Origin of the sequence: Streptomyces sp. NBC_01390 (assembly GCF_045040105.1) — a bacterium.
Classification (GTDB): Bacteria; Actinomycetota; Actinomycetes; order Streptomycetales; family Streptomycetaceae; genus Streptomyces.
In genome coordinates this window covers 906,437-921,243 of record NZ_CP109551.1, presented here as the reverse complement: position 1 = coordinate 921,243, position 14,807 = coordinate 906,437, and the positions used below count along the sequence as shown (strand labels likewise).

Genomic DNA, 14,807 nt, shown 5'->3' with positions numbered 1-14,807 from the left:
CCCGCTATGCGCGGACTTCGGGACATAACCGGTGCCCCGCAGCCGGTCCGCGACCTGCTGGGGGGAATCTAAATGCGGCGAGTCGGGCATCGGCGGAACTCCCGTGCTGGGGTGACGTGCCACCCGTCGGTCCTGCGCCCGACCGCAAGTTGCTTTTACTGTATGCATTACCGTAATGGCGTGTAGAGTGCCGGTCAAGGCGGCTCCGGCGCCATGGCCGTCGGCTTCGCAGTACATCGTCGGGAGGACAAGGTGCCGTCATGAGATTCGAACTGACCGCCGACCAGCGCTTGTTGCAGACGGCGACAGCGGACTACCTGGAGAAGTCCGCCCCGCTGGGCGTGATCCGCGCGTTGCACGACGAGGGGCGCACGTTCGACCGGGAGACCTGGCGGCGTGGGGCGGAACTGGGGTGGACGTCGCTCGTCGTGCCGGAGGAGACGGGCGGCGGCAGCGTCTCCGGCGAGGGGGTCGTCGACGCGACCGTCATCGCCGAGCAGTTCGGACGCGGGTGCGCGCCCGGACCGCTCGCCGCGGTCAACGTCGTCGCCGCCGCCCTCGCCGAAGCGGCCGGAGCGGACCGGCACGCCGGACTCCTCGGCAGGCTGCTCGACGGCTCGATGGTCGCCGCCTGGGCCTGCTGTGCGCCGGGAGGGGGCTGGGACCCCGAAGCGGGCGCGATCGAGGCACGGCCCGACGGGGACGGGTACGTCCTCGACGGCACGCACGACGGCGTCGAGCACGGCGGCGACGCGGACGCGTTCCTCGTACTCGCCCGTACCCCCGAGGGCCTGAGCCAGTTCGTCGTCGAGCGCGACGCGGACGGCGTGTCCGTCCTCCCGCTGGAGAGCCTCGACATGGTGCGCGGCTTCGCACGCGTCGACTACACCGGCGTACGCGTCCCGGCCACCGCGCTCGTGGGAGCGGCCGGCGGTGCCGCGACCGCCGTCGAGCGCCAGTTCCAGCTCGCCGTCGTGCTGCAGTGCGCCGAACTCGTCGGTGTCGTCGAGCGCGTGCTGGAGTTCACCCGGCAGTGGATGTTCGACCGCTACTCCTTCGGCCGGCCGCTCGCCTCCTATCAGGAGCTCAAGCACCGGATGGCGGACATGACGCTGTGGTCGGAGTCCGGCCAGGCGACGATGGCCGCCGCCGCCCGCGCGGTGCAGGAGCGCCGGGCCGACGCCGGTGAGCTGGTCAGCGTCGCGAAGTCCTACCTCGGCCAGCGGGCCACCGACATCATCCAGGACTGCGTCCAGTTGCACGGCGGCCTGGGAGTCACCTGGGAGCACGACATCCACATCTACCTGCGCCGGGCGACGGTGAACCGGCTCATGTGGGGCACGCCGTCCGCGCACCGCCGCCGTATCGCCGATCTGCTGAACGTCTGAGGAGATTCGAGATGACCGCGACGACGACGGCCGTGTCCGACGCCACCGGCATGGAGAGCGTCGACAGCTTCCGCCTGCGGGCCCGCGAGTGGATCCCGGCGAACCTGCGGCGCCTGGCCGACCTGCCCGCCGACGAACGTGCGCAAAGGAACCTGTCGAGCGACCAGAGCGCCTGGCAGCGGGCCCGTGTCCTGCAACGCACGCTGTACGAGGGTGGCTTCGCCGGAATCTGCTACCCCGAGGAGTACGGCGGTCTCGGCCTCACCCCCGCGCACCAGCGCGCCTTCAACGAGGAGGTCACCGACTACGAGATGCCGATGCTGCTGAATGTGCCGACGTTCACCATCTGCGGCCCGACCATCCTCGACATGGGCAGCGAGGAGCAGAGGCGTGAGCACCTGGCCGCCGCGATCCGCGGTGACGAGGTGCTCGTGCAGTTCCTGTCCGAACCGGGCGGCGGCTCCGACCTCGCCGGAGGGACGACCCGCGCCGAGCGCGACGGCGACGTGTTCGTCCTCAACGGCTCGAAGATCTGGAGCTCGGGCGCCTACGCCGCCGACTACGCGCTGTGCTTGGCCCGCACCGACTGGGACGCGCCCAAGCACCGGGGACTGACGATGTTCCTGATGAAGGTGCATCAGCCTGGTGTGCACATCGAACGCATCAAGCAGGTCAACGGCGGCGACGAGTTCTGCCAGGAGTTCTTCGACGACGTCGTCGTCCCGGCCTCCGCGGTGGTCGGCGAGGTGGGCGGCGGCTGGGCGGTCGCCTCGCGCCAGCTGTTCCACGAGCGCAACGCCGTCGGCGGCGGCTCACCGTACTTCAGCGGCGCGCGGGCCGAAGGGCGGCGCGGCACGGAGACCGATCCGCTCATCGACCTGGTCCGCCGAACCGGCCGGGCGGACGACCCCTACGCGCGGGAGCTGATCGCCGAGGCGCACGCCCTCGGCGTCATCCACGGGCATCTCGTCGACCGGGTCACCGCGGGCATGCGCACGCAGAAGATGCCTCCCGCCGCCGGCTCGCTCATCCGCCTCTTCCACGGCGAGAGCGCCACCCGCCAGGCAGAGATCGCACTCGAACTCGCCGGCCCGGCCGCCGCGATGTCCGCCCCCGACGGGCCCGACACCCGCGAGGTGGGCGTGTCCTTCCTGTTCCGCCAGGCCGAGCAGCTCGGCGGCGGCAGCACCGAGATGGCACGCAACATCATCAGCGAACGGATCCTCGGAATGCCCCGCGAGTACGCCGCCGACCGCGACGTCCCCTTCAACCAGGTCCGGCACGGGCGCTGAAGGCCGAACAACGCACCTGAGGTCCTCGGGAAGGACATAACGGAACATGACCACAGCAGAACCCTCCCTCGCGACCACCCCGTCGGCCGCGGAGGTGGTCCGGCGCATCGTGCGGGCCCTGCCCTGCGAGGAGGAACGACATGGGTGAGGCGGGTGACGCCGCTCTGCTGCTGGTACGGCTCACTGTGGGCGCGGTGATGGCCGTACACGGCTGGAACCACTGGCGCGGCGGAGGCGGGATCGAGGGCACCGCGCGCTGGTTCGGCGGACTCGGGCTGCGCCGACCACGCCTGCAGGCGCACCTGAGCGTGCTCACCGAGATCGGCGCGGGCGTCCTGCTGGCCGCCGGGCTGTTCACCTCGCTCGCCGGCGCCGCCGTCATCTCGGTGATGCTGGTCGCGGGTCTGCTCGCGCACCGCCGCAACGGCTTCTTCGTCTTCAAGGACGGCTACGAGTACGTCCTGGTCCTCGCCGTGCTGTCGCTGGCACTCGCGGCCTTGGGGCCCGGCGAGTACGCGGTGGACACGGCCGCCGGCATCGAGCTGACCGGCTGGCCGGGCACCGGCGTCGCGCTCGGCGCCGCGGTCCTCGGGACGGGGACCCTGCTCGCGCTCTTCTATCGCCCGCAGGCGCCGAGCGCGTCCTGACCCGCCATGTGAGGAGAAACACGAGTGAGTCTGAGGATTGTTGTCACGGTGAAGTACGTGCCCGACGCCACGGCGACCGACCCTTCGCCGATGACCTGACCGTCGACCGGGACGGCGTGGAGGGTCTGCTCTCCGAGCTGGACGAGTACGCGGTCGAGCAGGCGCTGCGGATCGCCGAAGGCCGGCGGCAGGAAGCAGCAGACGCCGAGGTCACCGTCCTGACCGTCGGCCCCGAGGACGCCAAGGACGCGTTGCGCAAGGCGCTGTCGATGGGCGCGGACAGGGCCGTCCACGTCGACGACGACGGCCTGCACGGCACGGATGCGATCGGTACCTCGCTGGTGCTGGCGAAGGCGATCGAGAAGGCCGGCTTCGACCTGGTCGTCTCGGGCATGGCTTCCACCGACGGCACGATGGGTGTGGTGCCCGCGCTGCTGGCCGAGCGCCTGGGCGTCCCGCAGGTCACCCTGCTGTCCGAGGTCTTGGTCGCGGCCCAGGGCTGATGCGTTCTCAGCGGGCGAGATGAGCTGATCGCCTGCGTACGAGCCGCTGCGTGCGGTTCGCCCGGTTCGGCAACGAGAGACGCGACCCCTGATGATCAAGGGTGTCGAAGCCTTTGATCACGAACAGGGGTCGCGTTCGCGTGCCATCCTCCCTGATCGGTGTCCTGCAGCGCCACTGCGAGGACATCGACTCCGCCTGCCCGGGTCCGCAGCAGTTCACGTCTCTGGCCGAGGTTCTGGGGCGGATACCCGATCCCCGCCGGGTCCGGGGCCGCCGCCGGGTGCTCCTCGGACAAGGTGAACGATGTCAGTGAAAGAAGTGGATGCCGACAACGTGCTCAGGCCGCTGAGTCGCGACGCCCAGTTTCATGATCGGTATCGACGATGTGTTCGACGCGAGGATTGCGTCAGGCGTCGAGACGATCCTGTCCGGCTTACCGAAAAGGACGGTCTCGGCCCGTTCGTCCTCTGTGATGGCCTCGACAACGAGATCACGATCCTCCAGGGCGCCGAGATCCGTGGCCACGGCAGATCCGATCCAGCACCTGGTGCGCCGTCTCGCCCTGGCCCAGCTTGCCCTTCGCCTCGGCACGTTGAAGCGAGGTATCGATGCGAGACCGCGCGGACGTCGCCGCTTGCGTGGTGGACTCGACGAGAATCACGTCGAGTCCGGCGCGAGCGCCCACCTCGGCGATGCCCGCGCCCATCAGGCCACCTCCGACGACGCCGATCCGGCGCATTGGACGGCGCTCCGGCGAGAGCGGGCAGCAGCGAGACGTCGCTCAACCCTGACCTCGGCGGCATGGAGCGTGGTGGACCCGGCTGCGCCGGCGTCCTCCAGGATGTCGAGCACCGTTGCTCGGACTCCGAGGACGCGCTCCCGCGCCGAAGCAGGAGTCTCCCCACGCAGCTCAGCCACCGCCTGGATCAGTCCACCCACGTTCGCGACGAAGTCAGGGACCCAGGTCACTCCGGCCCGGAGAAGGACCTCCGCCACGTCAGGCGAGGCCAACTGGTTGTTCGCGCCTCCGCAGACGATCTTGGCCTCGATTCGCCTGGCGAGGTCGTGGTCGAGGGTGCCGCCCAGTCCGCAGGGTGCGTACACGTCCGTCCGCAGCTCACGGACGGACTCGACGATCGGCAGATCGGGAACAGCCGATGTCGCCTTGGCGCGGGCCAACTCGGACGGGTCCGCTGCCGTCACCTTGGCGCCCGCCTCGTGCAGCATCACGGCCAGCTGGAAGCCGACCTTTCCCAGCCCCTCGACGCCGACGTGTCGGCCACGGAGCTCGGGCGAACCCCACCGGTGCTCAGCCGCGGCGAGAATGCCCTGGAAGACCCCGAGCGCTGTGTTGCTGCCGCTGTCACCGGATCCACCGCGGCCGGTGTTGCGGAAGGCGACGTGGCGGGTGGCGCGGCCGATGATGTCCATGTCGTCGGAGTCGGTGCCGACGTCGCCCGCGGTGGAGTAGCTGCCTCCGAGGCGGTCGACGAACCTGCCGAACGCCTCGAGCAACTTCGGGGTCTTGTCGCGACTGGGGTCGCCGATTATGACGGCCTTGGCCCCGCCCGTGTCGAGCCCGGCAGCGGCCGCCTTGTAGGTCATCCCACGCGATAGCCGGAGGACGTCGGCCAGCGCACTCGCTTCGTCGTCGTACGGCAGGAAGCGACAGCCCCCGACCGCAGGCCCCAACGCGAGCGAGTGGATGGCGATGATCGCCCTCAGCCCCGACTCCGGGTCGTTGCAGTAGATGACCTGCTCGTGAGGGCTGTCGGCATCGCTCATGGCCTCGAGCACGGACGAGTTCGCATCGTGGCTGGTGAGATCTCGCGCGGTCACGAGGCCAGCCCCTGCCGCTCGGCTCGGAGTGCGCGGAGCTCGAACTCGTAGGCCTCGGCGTTCTTGACCTTGACGTCCTCATAACCCCGCACCGTGTCCGGCAGGGCCGCGATCCGGGTCGAGATCTCGTAGGTGGTCGGCGAGAGCGACGTGGTCAACTCCTGCACCACTGCCGCGTATTCGCTCACCAGCCTCCTCTCAAGTCGTCGTACAGCGGTGTGACCGAAAGGGTCGAACCAGTGGCCCCGGACGAACTTGAGTGTCGCGAGCAGCCGCATCACTGGGTGGAACCAGGGACCGAGCTGGATCTTCTTGCCCAAGCCGAGGGCGCGCAGGGTCGGAGGGTGCAGGTTGAACCGGAGTTTCCCAGGCCCAGCCTCGGCATGAACGGCGGCCAGCGCGTCCGGCGCCGTCAGGAGCCGCGCGACTTCGTACTCGTCCTTGTAGGCGGCGAGCTTGTAGAAGTTGCGCGCGACCTGCTCGCTGAAGGCCGTGGCGACTCCCACCGCCCGTTCGGCGCTCCATGCCCGCGCGACGACGCCGACGTACGAGCGGGCTAGGGCAGTGCCCTGGTAGGACTCGAGCCGGGCCGCCCGGTCCGTGGTGATCCGAAGGGTCTCGCCCCCGATCCCCGACGCCGCGAGAGCTTCCTGGGTCCGGGACGAGGGGGCTTTCTTCGCGGTCTCCGCACGAGTCGGCAGCGACCCAGGATCGGCGACGATCGCACGTCCCCACCGAAACGCGGCGATGTTGGTGTCCACAGCCACGCCATTGAGGGTGATGGCGGCCTCGATGGCCTGGGCCGGGATCGGCAGGCTGCCTGCCTGGTACGCGGCCCCGACCAGCAACAGGTTCGCTGTCTGGATCGAACCGAAGAGCCCCTCGGCCAGGGCCAGCGCGTCGAAGTCGACGACCCGCTTCGAGCCGCCGCGGAGGCGTTCGAGCAGCAGATCGGTGTCTGGGTAGGTGATGGACGCGTCGGCGACCATGTCACCTGTAGGCGTCGCACTGGTGGAGGCGATCACCGTGGTCTTCTCGGTTCCGGTGCGCGCTGCGTTCTTCGCGTCGGCCGCCACGAGCAGGTCGAAGGCCAGATAGAGGTCGGCCGCCTGCTCGCTGACGCGGTTCGCGGGGGCGTCGGCGTCCACCACCAGACGGAGGTGCGACACGACCGGTCCGGCCTTCTGGCTCAAGCCGGTCTGGTCCAAGCCCCTGACCTCGTAGCCCGCGCTCATCGCCGCTGTGGCGATCACCTGGCTGACGGTAACGATCCCGGTCCCACCGATCCCAGCCATGAAAACGTTCGAGTCAGTCAACTCGACGTCCAGGTCCGGCACCTTCGGCGCCGTAGGAACTGTCCGCTTCGATCGCCTCTTGGTGGGGGTCGGCGCATCCGTCACGGTGACGAAGCTCGGACAGTCTCCGCGCAGGCAGCTGTAGTCGGAGTTGCAGCTGGTCTGTTCAATGCTGGTCTTGCGGCCGAGCTCGGTCTCGACGGGCTGCACGGAGAGACAGTTGCTCTTGACCCCGCAGTCCCCGCACCCCTCACAGACCTCAGGGTTGATCACGACGCGGGTCGGACGCGGCTCGAGTTTGCCTCGCTTTCGCATCCGGCGGGCGTTTGCGGCGCACTGCTGGTCGTAGACCAGGACCGTTACGCCCTCGACGTCCCGGAGGAGGCGCTGCGCCTCGTCGAGTCGCTCACGCGGCCACACGACCGAGCCGCGAGGCATGCGGATCCTCCGGTAGCGCTCCGGCTCGTCGGCACACACGACAATTCGGGTTACCCCTTCGGCGAGGAGTTTCCGGGAGAGCGCCGGCACTGGTAGTGCTGCCTGCGGGTCCTGGGCGCCGGTCATGGCGACGGCTGAGTTGTACAGAACCTTGTACGTGATGTTGACGCCGGCGGCGATGGCCGCCTGTACAGCGAGCTGGCCCGAGTGGAAGAAGGTACCGTCCCCGACATTCTGGAAGATGTGACGGTGCGAGCTCCATGCCGCTTGACCGATCCACTGGGCGCCCTCGCCACCCATCTGGGTCCATCCCGTGATTGCCGAGTCCTGTCGTGAGGACACCGACGCGAGGGTGTGGCAGCCGATTCCGCCTCCTGCCACGGAGCCGTCAGGGACCACGGTCGAGGTGTTGTGCGGACAGCCCGAGCAGAAATAGGGAGTGCGCTGCACGCTGAGAAGGTCGAGGGTGACACGACGCGCCGGCCTCGAGGTGAACTGGACCCTGTCGCCGACGAAGCGACGCACAGGTCCGTACAGCCGCTCGGCGACGAGCTCTCCGTCGGCAGGAACCAGCACAGCTCCCGACTCGTCCCGCTTCCCGACAATCGCCGGGCGGTCAGGGTGCGCGTACAGGAGATCCTTGATCTGCCGCTCGATCACCGGACTCTTTTCCTCGACCACCAGGATCTTCTCGAGGCCGTCGGCGAATGCCGCGACCCGCTCTCGGGCGAGTGGGTACGGTGCGGCAACGTCCATCAGGCGGATTCCCCCGCGGGACAGCGCCTCATGGTCGACACCAAGGTCACGGAAGGCCTGCACGGCGGCGTCGATTGCCGTCCCACTGCCCATGATGCCGAGGACTGCGGGGGCGGTTGCGGGCCGCACGGTGTCCAGGTCGTTGGCCGCCAGGAACGACTCGGCCGCAGCCCAACGTGGCCCGACGAGGTCCGATTCAACCCGAAGACTCTCGGATGGGGTGCGCACCGGTCGCTGGGCGTAAGTCCAAGGACGTCCCTCCCATTCGACAAGCGGTCGCTCGAACTCCAGTGACTGGAAGTCCCGTGCAACGGTCCACATGCCATCTGCGACGTCGCTCAACACCTTGACTCCGACCCAGCATCCTGAGAACCGTGACAGCTCGACAGCCGCGAGCGTGTGCAGGATGACCTCCTCGGCGTTGCGGGGGGTGAAGAACGGCATGTTCAACGCCGCCAGGGTCGCGTCGCTGGCGTACGGGAGCGTGGAAGACTTCGACGACGGGTCGTCACCCACGAAGGCCACCACCCCGCCGCCGGGGTCAGTTCCGTACATATTGGCGTGACGGATGGCGTCAGAGGCGCGGTCAAGGCCTGGCCCCTTCCCGTACCAGACACCCACGACCCCATCGACCGTCCTCTTGTCGTCGGGGAGCGGCAGCTGCGTACCCCAGACCGACGTCGCCGCCAGTTCCTCGTTGACCCCGGGGGTGAGGTGGATGCGGTGGTTCTCACGCAGGCGCGGGATGGACTCGAGCAGACTGTCGAGGCCGCCTAGCGGGGAGCCCTGGTACCCGGAGACGAAGACTGCGACATCTCGACCGCGAGCCGCGTCGCGCGCGCGGAGCTCGATCAGGGCTCGCGCGATCGCCTGCACGCCGGTCAGTAGTGAGCGTCCGCCCCCGACCTCGTAGCGGTCTTCGAGTCGGTACGCCGCCGGGTCCGGCGCGGCGCGATCGTGCATGGCGACCGTCATGTCAGTTCCTGACTGCTCAGGCTCCGGCGCTGCCCGACAAGCAGCGCGGGAGACAGCGGCAAACCTGCCGCACTTCGGGATCTCACCCATATTGTCGAGAACGCCACTCGGCGGAAGCTACGGCAGAACCCACGAAGCCCGTATTGTTTCGGCATGCAGGTTGGTGAGATTCCCCATTTTGACTCCGGTTCCCGGGCGGAGGTGCAGGCGCTGTGCTCCCGAGTGCGGGACGACCTGGACGCGGTGGTCTCCAAGGCGGTTAGACGGATCCGACACGAGCTGCCCGAATACCTTGTTGTCGCGGAAAACGAGCACTGGGAGGCTGTTCACGAGCAGCTCCGCCGTCGCCTCGAGGCGGTGCGGTACGACCGACCACCTGAAACTGCGGACCTTGAGTCCGCCGCACGGCTAGCGAGGGCTCGCGCGCGGCAGCACGTACAGATCTCAAGCCTGATCGACGCCTATCACATCGGTGACAGCGAGGTCTGGAATGCTCTCGTGCGCGCTTCCGACGAAGCGAGCGCCCCCGAGCTGCCACGGCTCGCCAGCCGGATGATGGATTCGCTGCACGTGCTCTCGTCAGCACTCACAGCGGCCCACTCCGAGGTGACGCAGAGCCTCCAAGGGCACAGAATCACCCTGATCCACCGCCTCGTCGAGAGGCTCACCAATGGTGTGGTCGACGACGAAGTCCGCGCCATCGCGGAGACGCTGCGCATGCCGGCCACCGCGAGCTGGCAGGTGCTCGTGTGGGCGCCGCCACGATCTAACGCCGAGGTGTCCTTCGAGCTGCAACGCAGCATCACCGGACTCGGTGCCCAGATCATCTGTGCCGCGCGAGGAGCTCACCTCGTCGTACTCGCCGACGAATCATCGTCGACCGCTGTTCGCGCCTACGCGGAAAGTCATCGGGAGGGCCGGTGGGGCATCGGGATGCTCCGCCAGGGACTGGACGGCGCCGCCGCGAGTCTTGAAGACGCACGGCTGGCGTTGGACGCTGCCACCGCGCCGCGGCGGGTCAGTGACTTCTCGGACAACTGGGTTCTCGCGTGTGTCGCGGCGCACCGCGACCGCCTCGTGCCCCTCGTGGCCGACCTCGTCGCGGTCGCTCGCGAGCACCCCCACCTCGCCGATGCCGTCATCGCTCACTGGGAGAACTCGCTCTCGTTGGCGGCCACGGCGAAGGCGCTCAACATGCACGCGAACACGCTCACTTACCGCTTGGGCCGGTGGCGGGACCTGACGGGACTCGACCCCCGATCGGCACCGACACTTCTCCAGTCGTGGATCGCTGCTCAGGAGGCCCGCCGACCATAAGGTCAGCCACGGCTACGGCGCGAGTGCCGAACCAGTTCGTCGCGTCGGTATGCGGGCGCGCCCAATCCCGATAGTTATACCGTAAGACTTACGGCATACTCATTGGGAGACCTGAAGGGGGAGTAGGCGATTCCTGAGGGCGCCGAACTGCGATGCGTCCGGCGCTCGTCGCAGCGCCGGCCAGGGACAATCGAGCTCGATCCTCCCTGTCCGAGCACGTGTGAAGTGCCTGAGACCCCAGTGGTGCAGGGCACCCGTACGAAGGAGTGCAGGCAGTGGTGGATGACAGCTCATCGTCGGACGTCGAGGTTTCGGAGTCCGAAAGAATTATTAATGTGACGTTCTGTCGTGACGCCAAGCTGAACGCCATCACGCCGGCGATGTTCGATGCGCTCGACGCTGCCGTCATTCAGCTCGAACAGCGCGCAGACCTCAGAGTCCTGGTCATCCGCGGCCGCGGCCGGTACTTCACCGCCGGTATCGACATCTTGACGGTCGGCGCGACGGTGGATCCAGGCGGCGACGCCTCGCGGAGCGGATACGACTTTCGGCGCAGGTACCGGGCAGACGCTCGGCACGACCTGTTCGACCGGCTGGAGATGGTCGAGAAGCCGGTGATCCTGGCTGCCAACGGGCCCTGCATGGGCATCGGCGTCGAAATGGCGGTGTCGTGTGACTTCCGGCTGGCGTCGGAGGCAGCCAGTTTCCGTCTGCCGGAAGTAGCAAAGCTGGCGATGATTCCAGGCTCCGGCGGGATAAGCCGGCTGACGCGGTTGCTCGGAACCCACTGGGCCAAGTGGCTGGTCATGACGGACGCCTTGGTGGATGCCTCCGCTGCGACGGACATCGGACTGGTGCATGCCGTGTACCCGTCCGAGACCTTCGACCGCGATGTTGACGAGTTCGCACGCAAGCTGGCTGCGTTGCCGGCCGAGGCGCTCGGTCTGGCCAAGCTTGCGATCGACGCGGCGTCCGAGGTGGATCGGCGAACGGCCCGGGACATCGATCGTCTCGCGCAGACGATGCTGATCCAGTCCGAGTCCTTGCGGCCGTGAAGTTTCCCCGCGATCCTGGACACCCTTCTTCTGCGCTGCGAGCGTCTGGCCGTTCCGGAACCGCTGACGTGTCTCGTGGGGTGTGAGGTACCCGAAGACAGCGTGTATGCGTAGGCGCGCACCTTGGCCGCGTGATCCGGGTCGTCGTCGGGTGAGGCGTGGAGGTCGCGATGGTCCGCCGGACCTCGCTGTCCGGGTGTTCACTCGGGATTCCTTGGTTCTCGCCGCTTTCGTTGCTGGTCGTCGGGCCGCCCAGACCGGCAGCTGGCTCACGACCTGCTGCAGGTGGCAGCCGGATCGCTCAGGCCTCGGGCAAGTGACATCCTTGTGACACGTCCAGGGTGTGAGTGTGGAGTCGCAAGGACATTCTCCGGAGAAAGGGCCATGTGATGCCCAACACGAGCCTTCAACACCCGGGCCAGCCCGACATGCTCAGCCACCAGGCGTACGTGACCCACGACGTCGAGGCGACGGTGGAGTTCTACGAGAAGATCATGGGAATGCCGTTGGTCGACAGCGTGATCGGCGACAAGGTGCCCAGCACCGGCGATGACTTCCCCTACTTCCACATCTTCTTCCGCCAAGGCGACGGCTCGACGATCGCCTTCTTCGAGGCGCCGGGCTTGCCCAAGGCCAACCCCAAGGGCCACCCCGCGTACGACATCTTCGACCATCTGGCGCTGCAGGTCGACAGCAAGGAGCGCGTCGAAGCCTGGAAGGAGTGGCTGAACGCCAACGGCATCTCCACGGTCGGCCCGATCGACCACGGGATCGTCTACAGCGTCTACTTCCGTGACCCGGTCAACGACCTGCGCCTGGAGATCACCACGCCCCTCGACCCCAAGTGGAACGACAACGCTGCCGTGGCCCAGCGGGAGCTGAAGGCCTGGATCGAGGTAAAGCACAAGGCGGCGGAGCGGAACGAGGACGTCGCCGAGGCGGTGATGAAGTTCATTCAGGTCTACCGGAACGAATCGCACGACAACACCCCGGCCTGAGATCCGCCGAATGAGCTTCTTCGGCTTGGCCTCCGATCAGGTGACGGTCCACGAAGCGCAACGAGCGAGGCCCCCGGGCTGTTGAACGAGATGTCTGACGTCTCAACCACGCTGCCCGGGGGCCTCGTTGGTCATCTATGCTGCCGCACTCGACCTGCCCCATGCCCTTGTGGAAGTGGGTGATGACGTTCATCGTCACCCACGAGGGTGACCGGCGCTGCAAGCTCCGCCCGTCCCAGCGCGCGATGGTGGCACTGGTGTACCTGCGCGAGCACACCACCCTGGCGAAGATCGCTGCCCGTACCCACCGCATCATCCGCATCTGCGAGCGCCAAGGCGTCCCCATACTGGCCGACCTCGCCTATCAGGGTGCCGGCCTCTGATTGACCACAGGCATCAAGCGCAAACCCCTGCAGGAACTCACCCTCACCGAGAAGACCCTCAACCGCGCGCTGTCCGCAGCACGGGCACCGGTCGAACGCGGCATCGCACGATTGAAGTCCTGGCGGATCTTCCGAAGATCCCGATGCAGCCCCAACCGGATGACGTCAATCGCCAAGGCCATCCTCACTCTGGAGCGGCAGCGCTGAAGAGGCTCAATGAAGAGGGGCCACCGCGGGCCCCGCTTCTGCTTGCCTCAGCCGTGCGGCCCGTCAGGCCGGCAGGCTCCCCTTCAGCCGGTGCTTCTGGATCTTGCCGACGGGCGTGCGCGGCAGCTCGCGGACCAGTTTGACGCTGTCGGGGACCTTGAACTTCGCGAGCCGCTCGCGGCAGAAGTCGAGGATCTCGTCCGGGGTCGCCTCTGCGCCCTGGCAGAGCACGACGAACGCGACCAGCGCCTCGTCGCGCATCTCGTCGGGAACACCGACAGCGGCGGACTCGAAGACGGCGGGGTGCTGACCGATCACCGCCTCGACCTCGCTGCAGGCGACGTTCTCGCCGGCCCGCTTGATCATGTCCTTCGCCCGGTCCACGAAGATGACGAACCCGTCGGAGTCCATGGCGGCCACGTCTCCGGTGTGCAGCCATCCGTCGACGAGCGTCGACGCGGTGGCCTCCGGGTTGGCGAGGTAGCCGGTCATCACGTCGCATCCGGGATTGGCGCCGACGAGCAACTGCCCGGGAGTGCCGAGCGGGACGTCGTTGCCCTGGTCGTCCACCAGACGAATGCGTGCGCCGGCGACCGGCCTGCCCATCGCCTGGGAGTTCCGCGTGCCGAGCAGCGGGTTCATCAAGGGCGGGAAGACCGTCTCGGTCATGCCGTAGAGCTGAAGCAGATCGACCCCGAACCGCTTCTGGAACTCCGTGACCTGGGCGGCGGAGACGTTCTGCGCGAAGATCACGACGCGCATCTGGTGCATGTGGTCGGCATCGGAGACCGACTGAGCGAGCAGCATCCGGATCGGAGCGGCGAAAAGGCTGGCGACCGTCGCTCCGGTGGCCAGCGCCTGCTCCGACCATCGGCTGGCACTGAACCGGGGGGTGAGCGCCACAGAGGCTCCGGAGACGAAGGCCGACATGGTCGAGTAGTACTGCGCGTTGCCGTGGAAGAGCGGCAGGACGATGAGGTTGCGGTCGTAACGACGCAGCCGCAAGTGACCGGCGACGACGTCTCCGGCGTTCAGGTACGCCGCGTGGGTCACCATGACACCCTTTGGGCGGCTGGTAGTGCCGGAGGTGTACATGATGGCCGCGAGCGTGCCGCCGTCGGTGCGACGGAGGTCGACTGAGTCCCAGTCGGCGAAGGTGTCGCTGACGTGCCACGCGTGCTCGACGTCGATGATCGTCCGGGCGCCGGCGGCGCGGGTTGTGTCGGCCAAGTCGGCCTGGGTCACGACGACTTCGCATCCCGCGTGGTCGACCACGTAGCGCAGTTCGTCGGCGGTGAGCAGTGGATTGGTGGGCACGACGGCTGCGCCAAGGAGCGCGGCGCCGAACCACACGTCGTAGAATTCGGGACAATTCGTCAGGTGGACGCCTACCTTGTCGCCGGCCCGCACGCCGTGCGAGGACAGCAGCTCGGCGGAGGAAAGCGCCCGCGCGGCCATCTGCCCCCACGTGGTGGTCTCGACCAGCCCGGGACCTCGCTCGTAAGCGAGGAAGGGCGCGTTGGGCTGCAGGTGGGCGAATTCCTTGAGCACCGAGCCGAGTGTCCGGTGACCGTGAGCCATTGTCATAAGGGGAACCGTAGGCCGATGTGCCTGTCGAATGGATGCCACTTCGGGACCGCTCGCTCGGACACCCAATCGACATCTATTCGCACCTAGCCTGAGGACGTCCCGCCTGGGAGCGGCATGAATTTG

General features: G+C 67.9%; 11 protein-coding genes and 2 pseudogenes. 8 read left to right on the top strand and 5 right to left on the bottom strand.

Annotated features, from left to right (window positions below; all coding sequences use genetic code 11):
- Positions 1-260: 260 nt before the first annotated feature.
- The 4 genes and pseudogenes from OG241_RS03975 to OG241_RS03960 form a co-directional block, all read left to right on the top strand.
- Positions 261-1,388 (top strand): acyl-CoA dehydrogenase family protein, encoded by a 1,128-nt coding sequence (locus OG241_RS03975; RefSeq protein WP_405813682.1) that lies wholly within the window; start codon positions 261-263, stop codon positions 1,386-1,388.
- 11 nt (positions 1,389-1,399) lie between these two features.
- Positions 1,400-2,680: an acyl-CoA dehydrogenase family protein gene (locus OG241_RS03970; RefSeq protein WP_405813680.1), complete on the top strand. Its 1,281-nt coding sequence runs from the start codon at positions 1,400-1,402 to the stop codon at positions 2,678-2,680.
- A 140-nt stretch (positions 2,681-2,820) separates the two neighbouring features.
- On the top strand, positions 2,821-3,327 hold the full coding sequence (locus OG241_RS03965; RefSeq protein ID WP_405813679.1) for a DoxX family protein: 507 nt from the start codon (positions 2,821-2,823) through the stop codon (positions 3,325-3,327).
- Positions 3,328-3,351: 24 nt separating this feature from the next.
- Positions 3,352-3,815 (top strand): annotated as a pseudogene (locus OG241_RS03960) (electron transfer flavoprotein subunit beta/FixA family protein); the annotation flags it as partial.
- 322 nt (positions 3,816-4,137) lie between these two features.
- Here the strand turns inward: OG241_RS03960 and OG241_RS03955 are convergent.
- The 4 genes from OG241_RS03955 to OG241_RS03940 are packed head-to-tail and all read right to left on the bottom strand — an operon-like array spanning position 4,138 to position 9,134.
- Complete coding sequence (locus OG241_RS03955) at positions 4,138-4,356, bottom strand: 3-hydroxyacyl-CoA dehydrogenase NAD-binding domain-containing protein (protein ID WP_405813678.1); 219 nt, start codon at positions 4,354-4,356, stop codon at positions 4,138-4,140.
- Positions 4,322-4,537, bottom strand: coding sequence for a 3-hydroxyacyl-CoA dehydrogenase NAD-binding domain-containing protein (locus tag OG241_RS03950; RefSeq protein ID WP_405813677.1), 216 nt, complete (start codon positions 4,535-4,537; stop codon positions 4,322-4,324). The genes OG241_RS03955 and OG241_RS03950 overlap by 35 nt, the downstream gene beginning before the upstream one ends.
- Positions 4,537-5,670, bottom strand: coding sequence for a Glu/Leu/Phe/Val dehydrogenase dimerization domain-containing protein (locus tag OG241_RS03945; RefSeq protein ID WP_405813676.1), 1,134 nt, complete (start codon positions 5,668-5,670; stop codon positions 4,537-4,539). Before OG241_RS03945 ends, OG241_RS03950 begins: the two co-directional genes overlap by 1 nt.
- Positions 5,667-9,134: an indolepyruvate ferredoxin oxidoreductase family protein gene (locus OG241_RS03940; protein ID WP_405813674.1), complete on the bottom strand. Its 3,468-nt coding sequence runs from the start codon at positions 9,132-9,134 to the stop codon at positions 5,667-5,669. Before OG241_RS03940 ends, OG241_RS03945 begins: the two co-directional genes overlap by 4 nt.
- Positions 9,135-9,287: 153 nt before the next feature.
- On the opposite strand from OG241_RS03940, the gene OG241_RS03935 reads away from it, so the two are divergent.
- The 4 genes and pseudogenes from OG241_RS03935 (at position 9,288) to OG241_RS03920 (ending at position 13,094) form a co-directional block, all read left to right on the top strand.
- Positions 9,288-10,451, top strand: coding sequence for a CdaR family transcriptional regulator (locus OG241_RS03935; RefSeq protein WP_266531586.1), 1,164 nt, complete (start codon positions 9,288-9,290; stop codon positions 10,449-10,451).
- 275 nt (positions 10,452-10,726) lie between these two features.
- A complete protein-coding gene (locus OG241_RS03930; RefSeq protein ID WP_405813671.1) occupies positions 10,727-11,506 on the top strand; it encodes an enoyl-CoA hydratase/isomerase family protein in 780 nt (259 codons plus the stop codon).
- A gap of 389 nt (positions 11,507-11,895) precedes the next feature.
- A complete protein-coding gene (locus OG241_RS03925; RefSeq protein WP_266531590.1) occupies positions 11,896-12,504 on the top strand; it encodes a VOC family protein in 609 nt (202 codons plus the stop codon).
- A 127-nt stretch (positions 12,505-12,631) separates the two neighbouring features.
- Positions 12,632-13,094: pseudogene (locus OG241_RS03920) on the top strand (transposase family protein).
- A gap of 63 nt (positions 13,095-13,157) precedes the next feature.
- Here OG241_RS03920 and OG241_RS03915 read toward each other — a convergent pair.
- Positions 13,158-14,681: an AMP-binding protein gene (locus tag OG241_RS03915; protein ID WP_405813670.1), complete on the bottom strand. Its 1,524-nt coding sequence runs from the start codon at positions 14,679-14,681 to the stop codon at positions 13,158-13,160.
- Positions 14,682-14,807 lie beyond the last annotated feature (126 nt).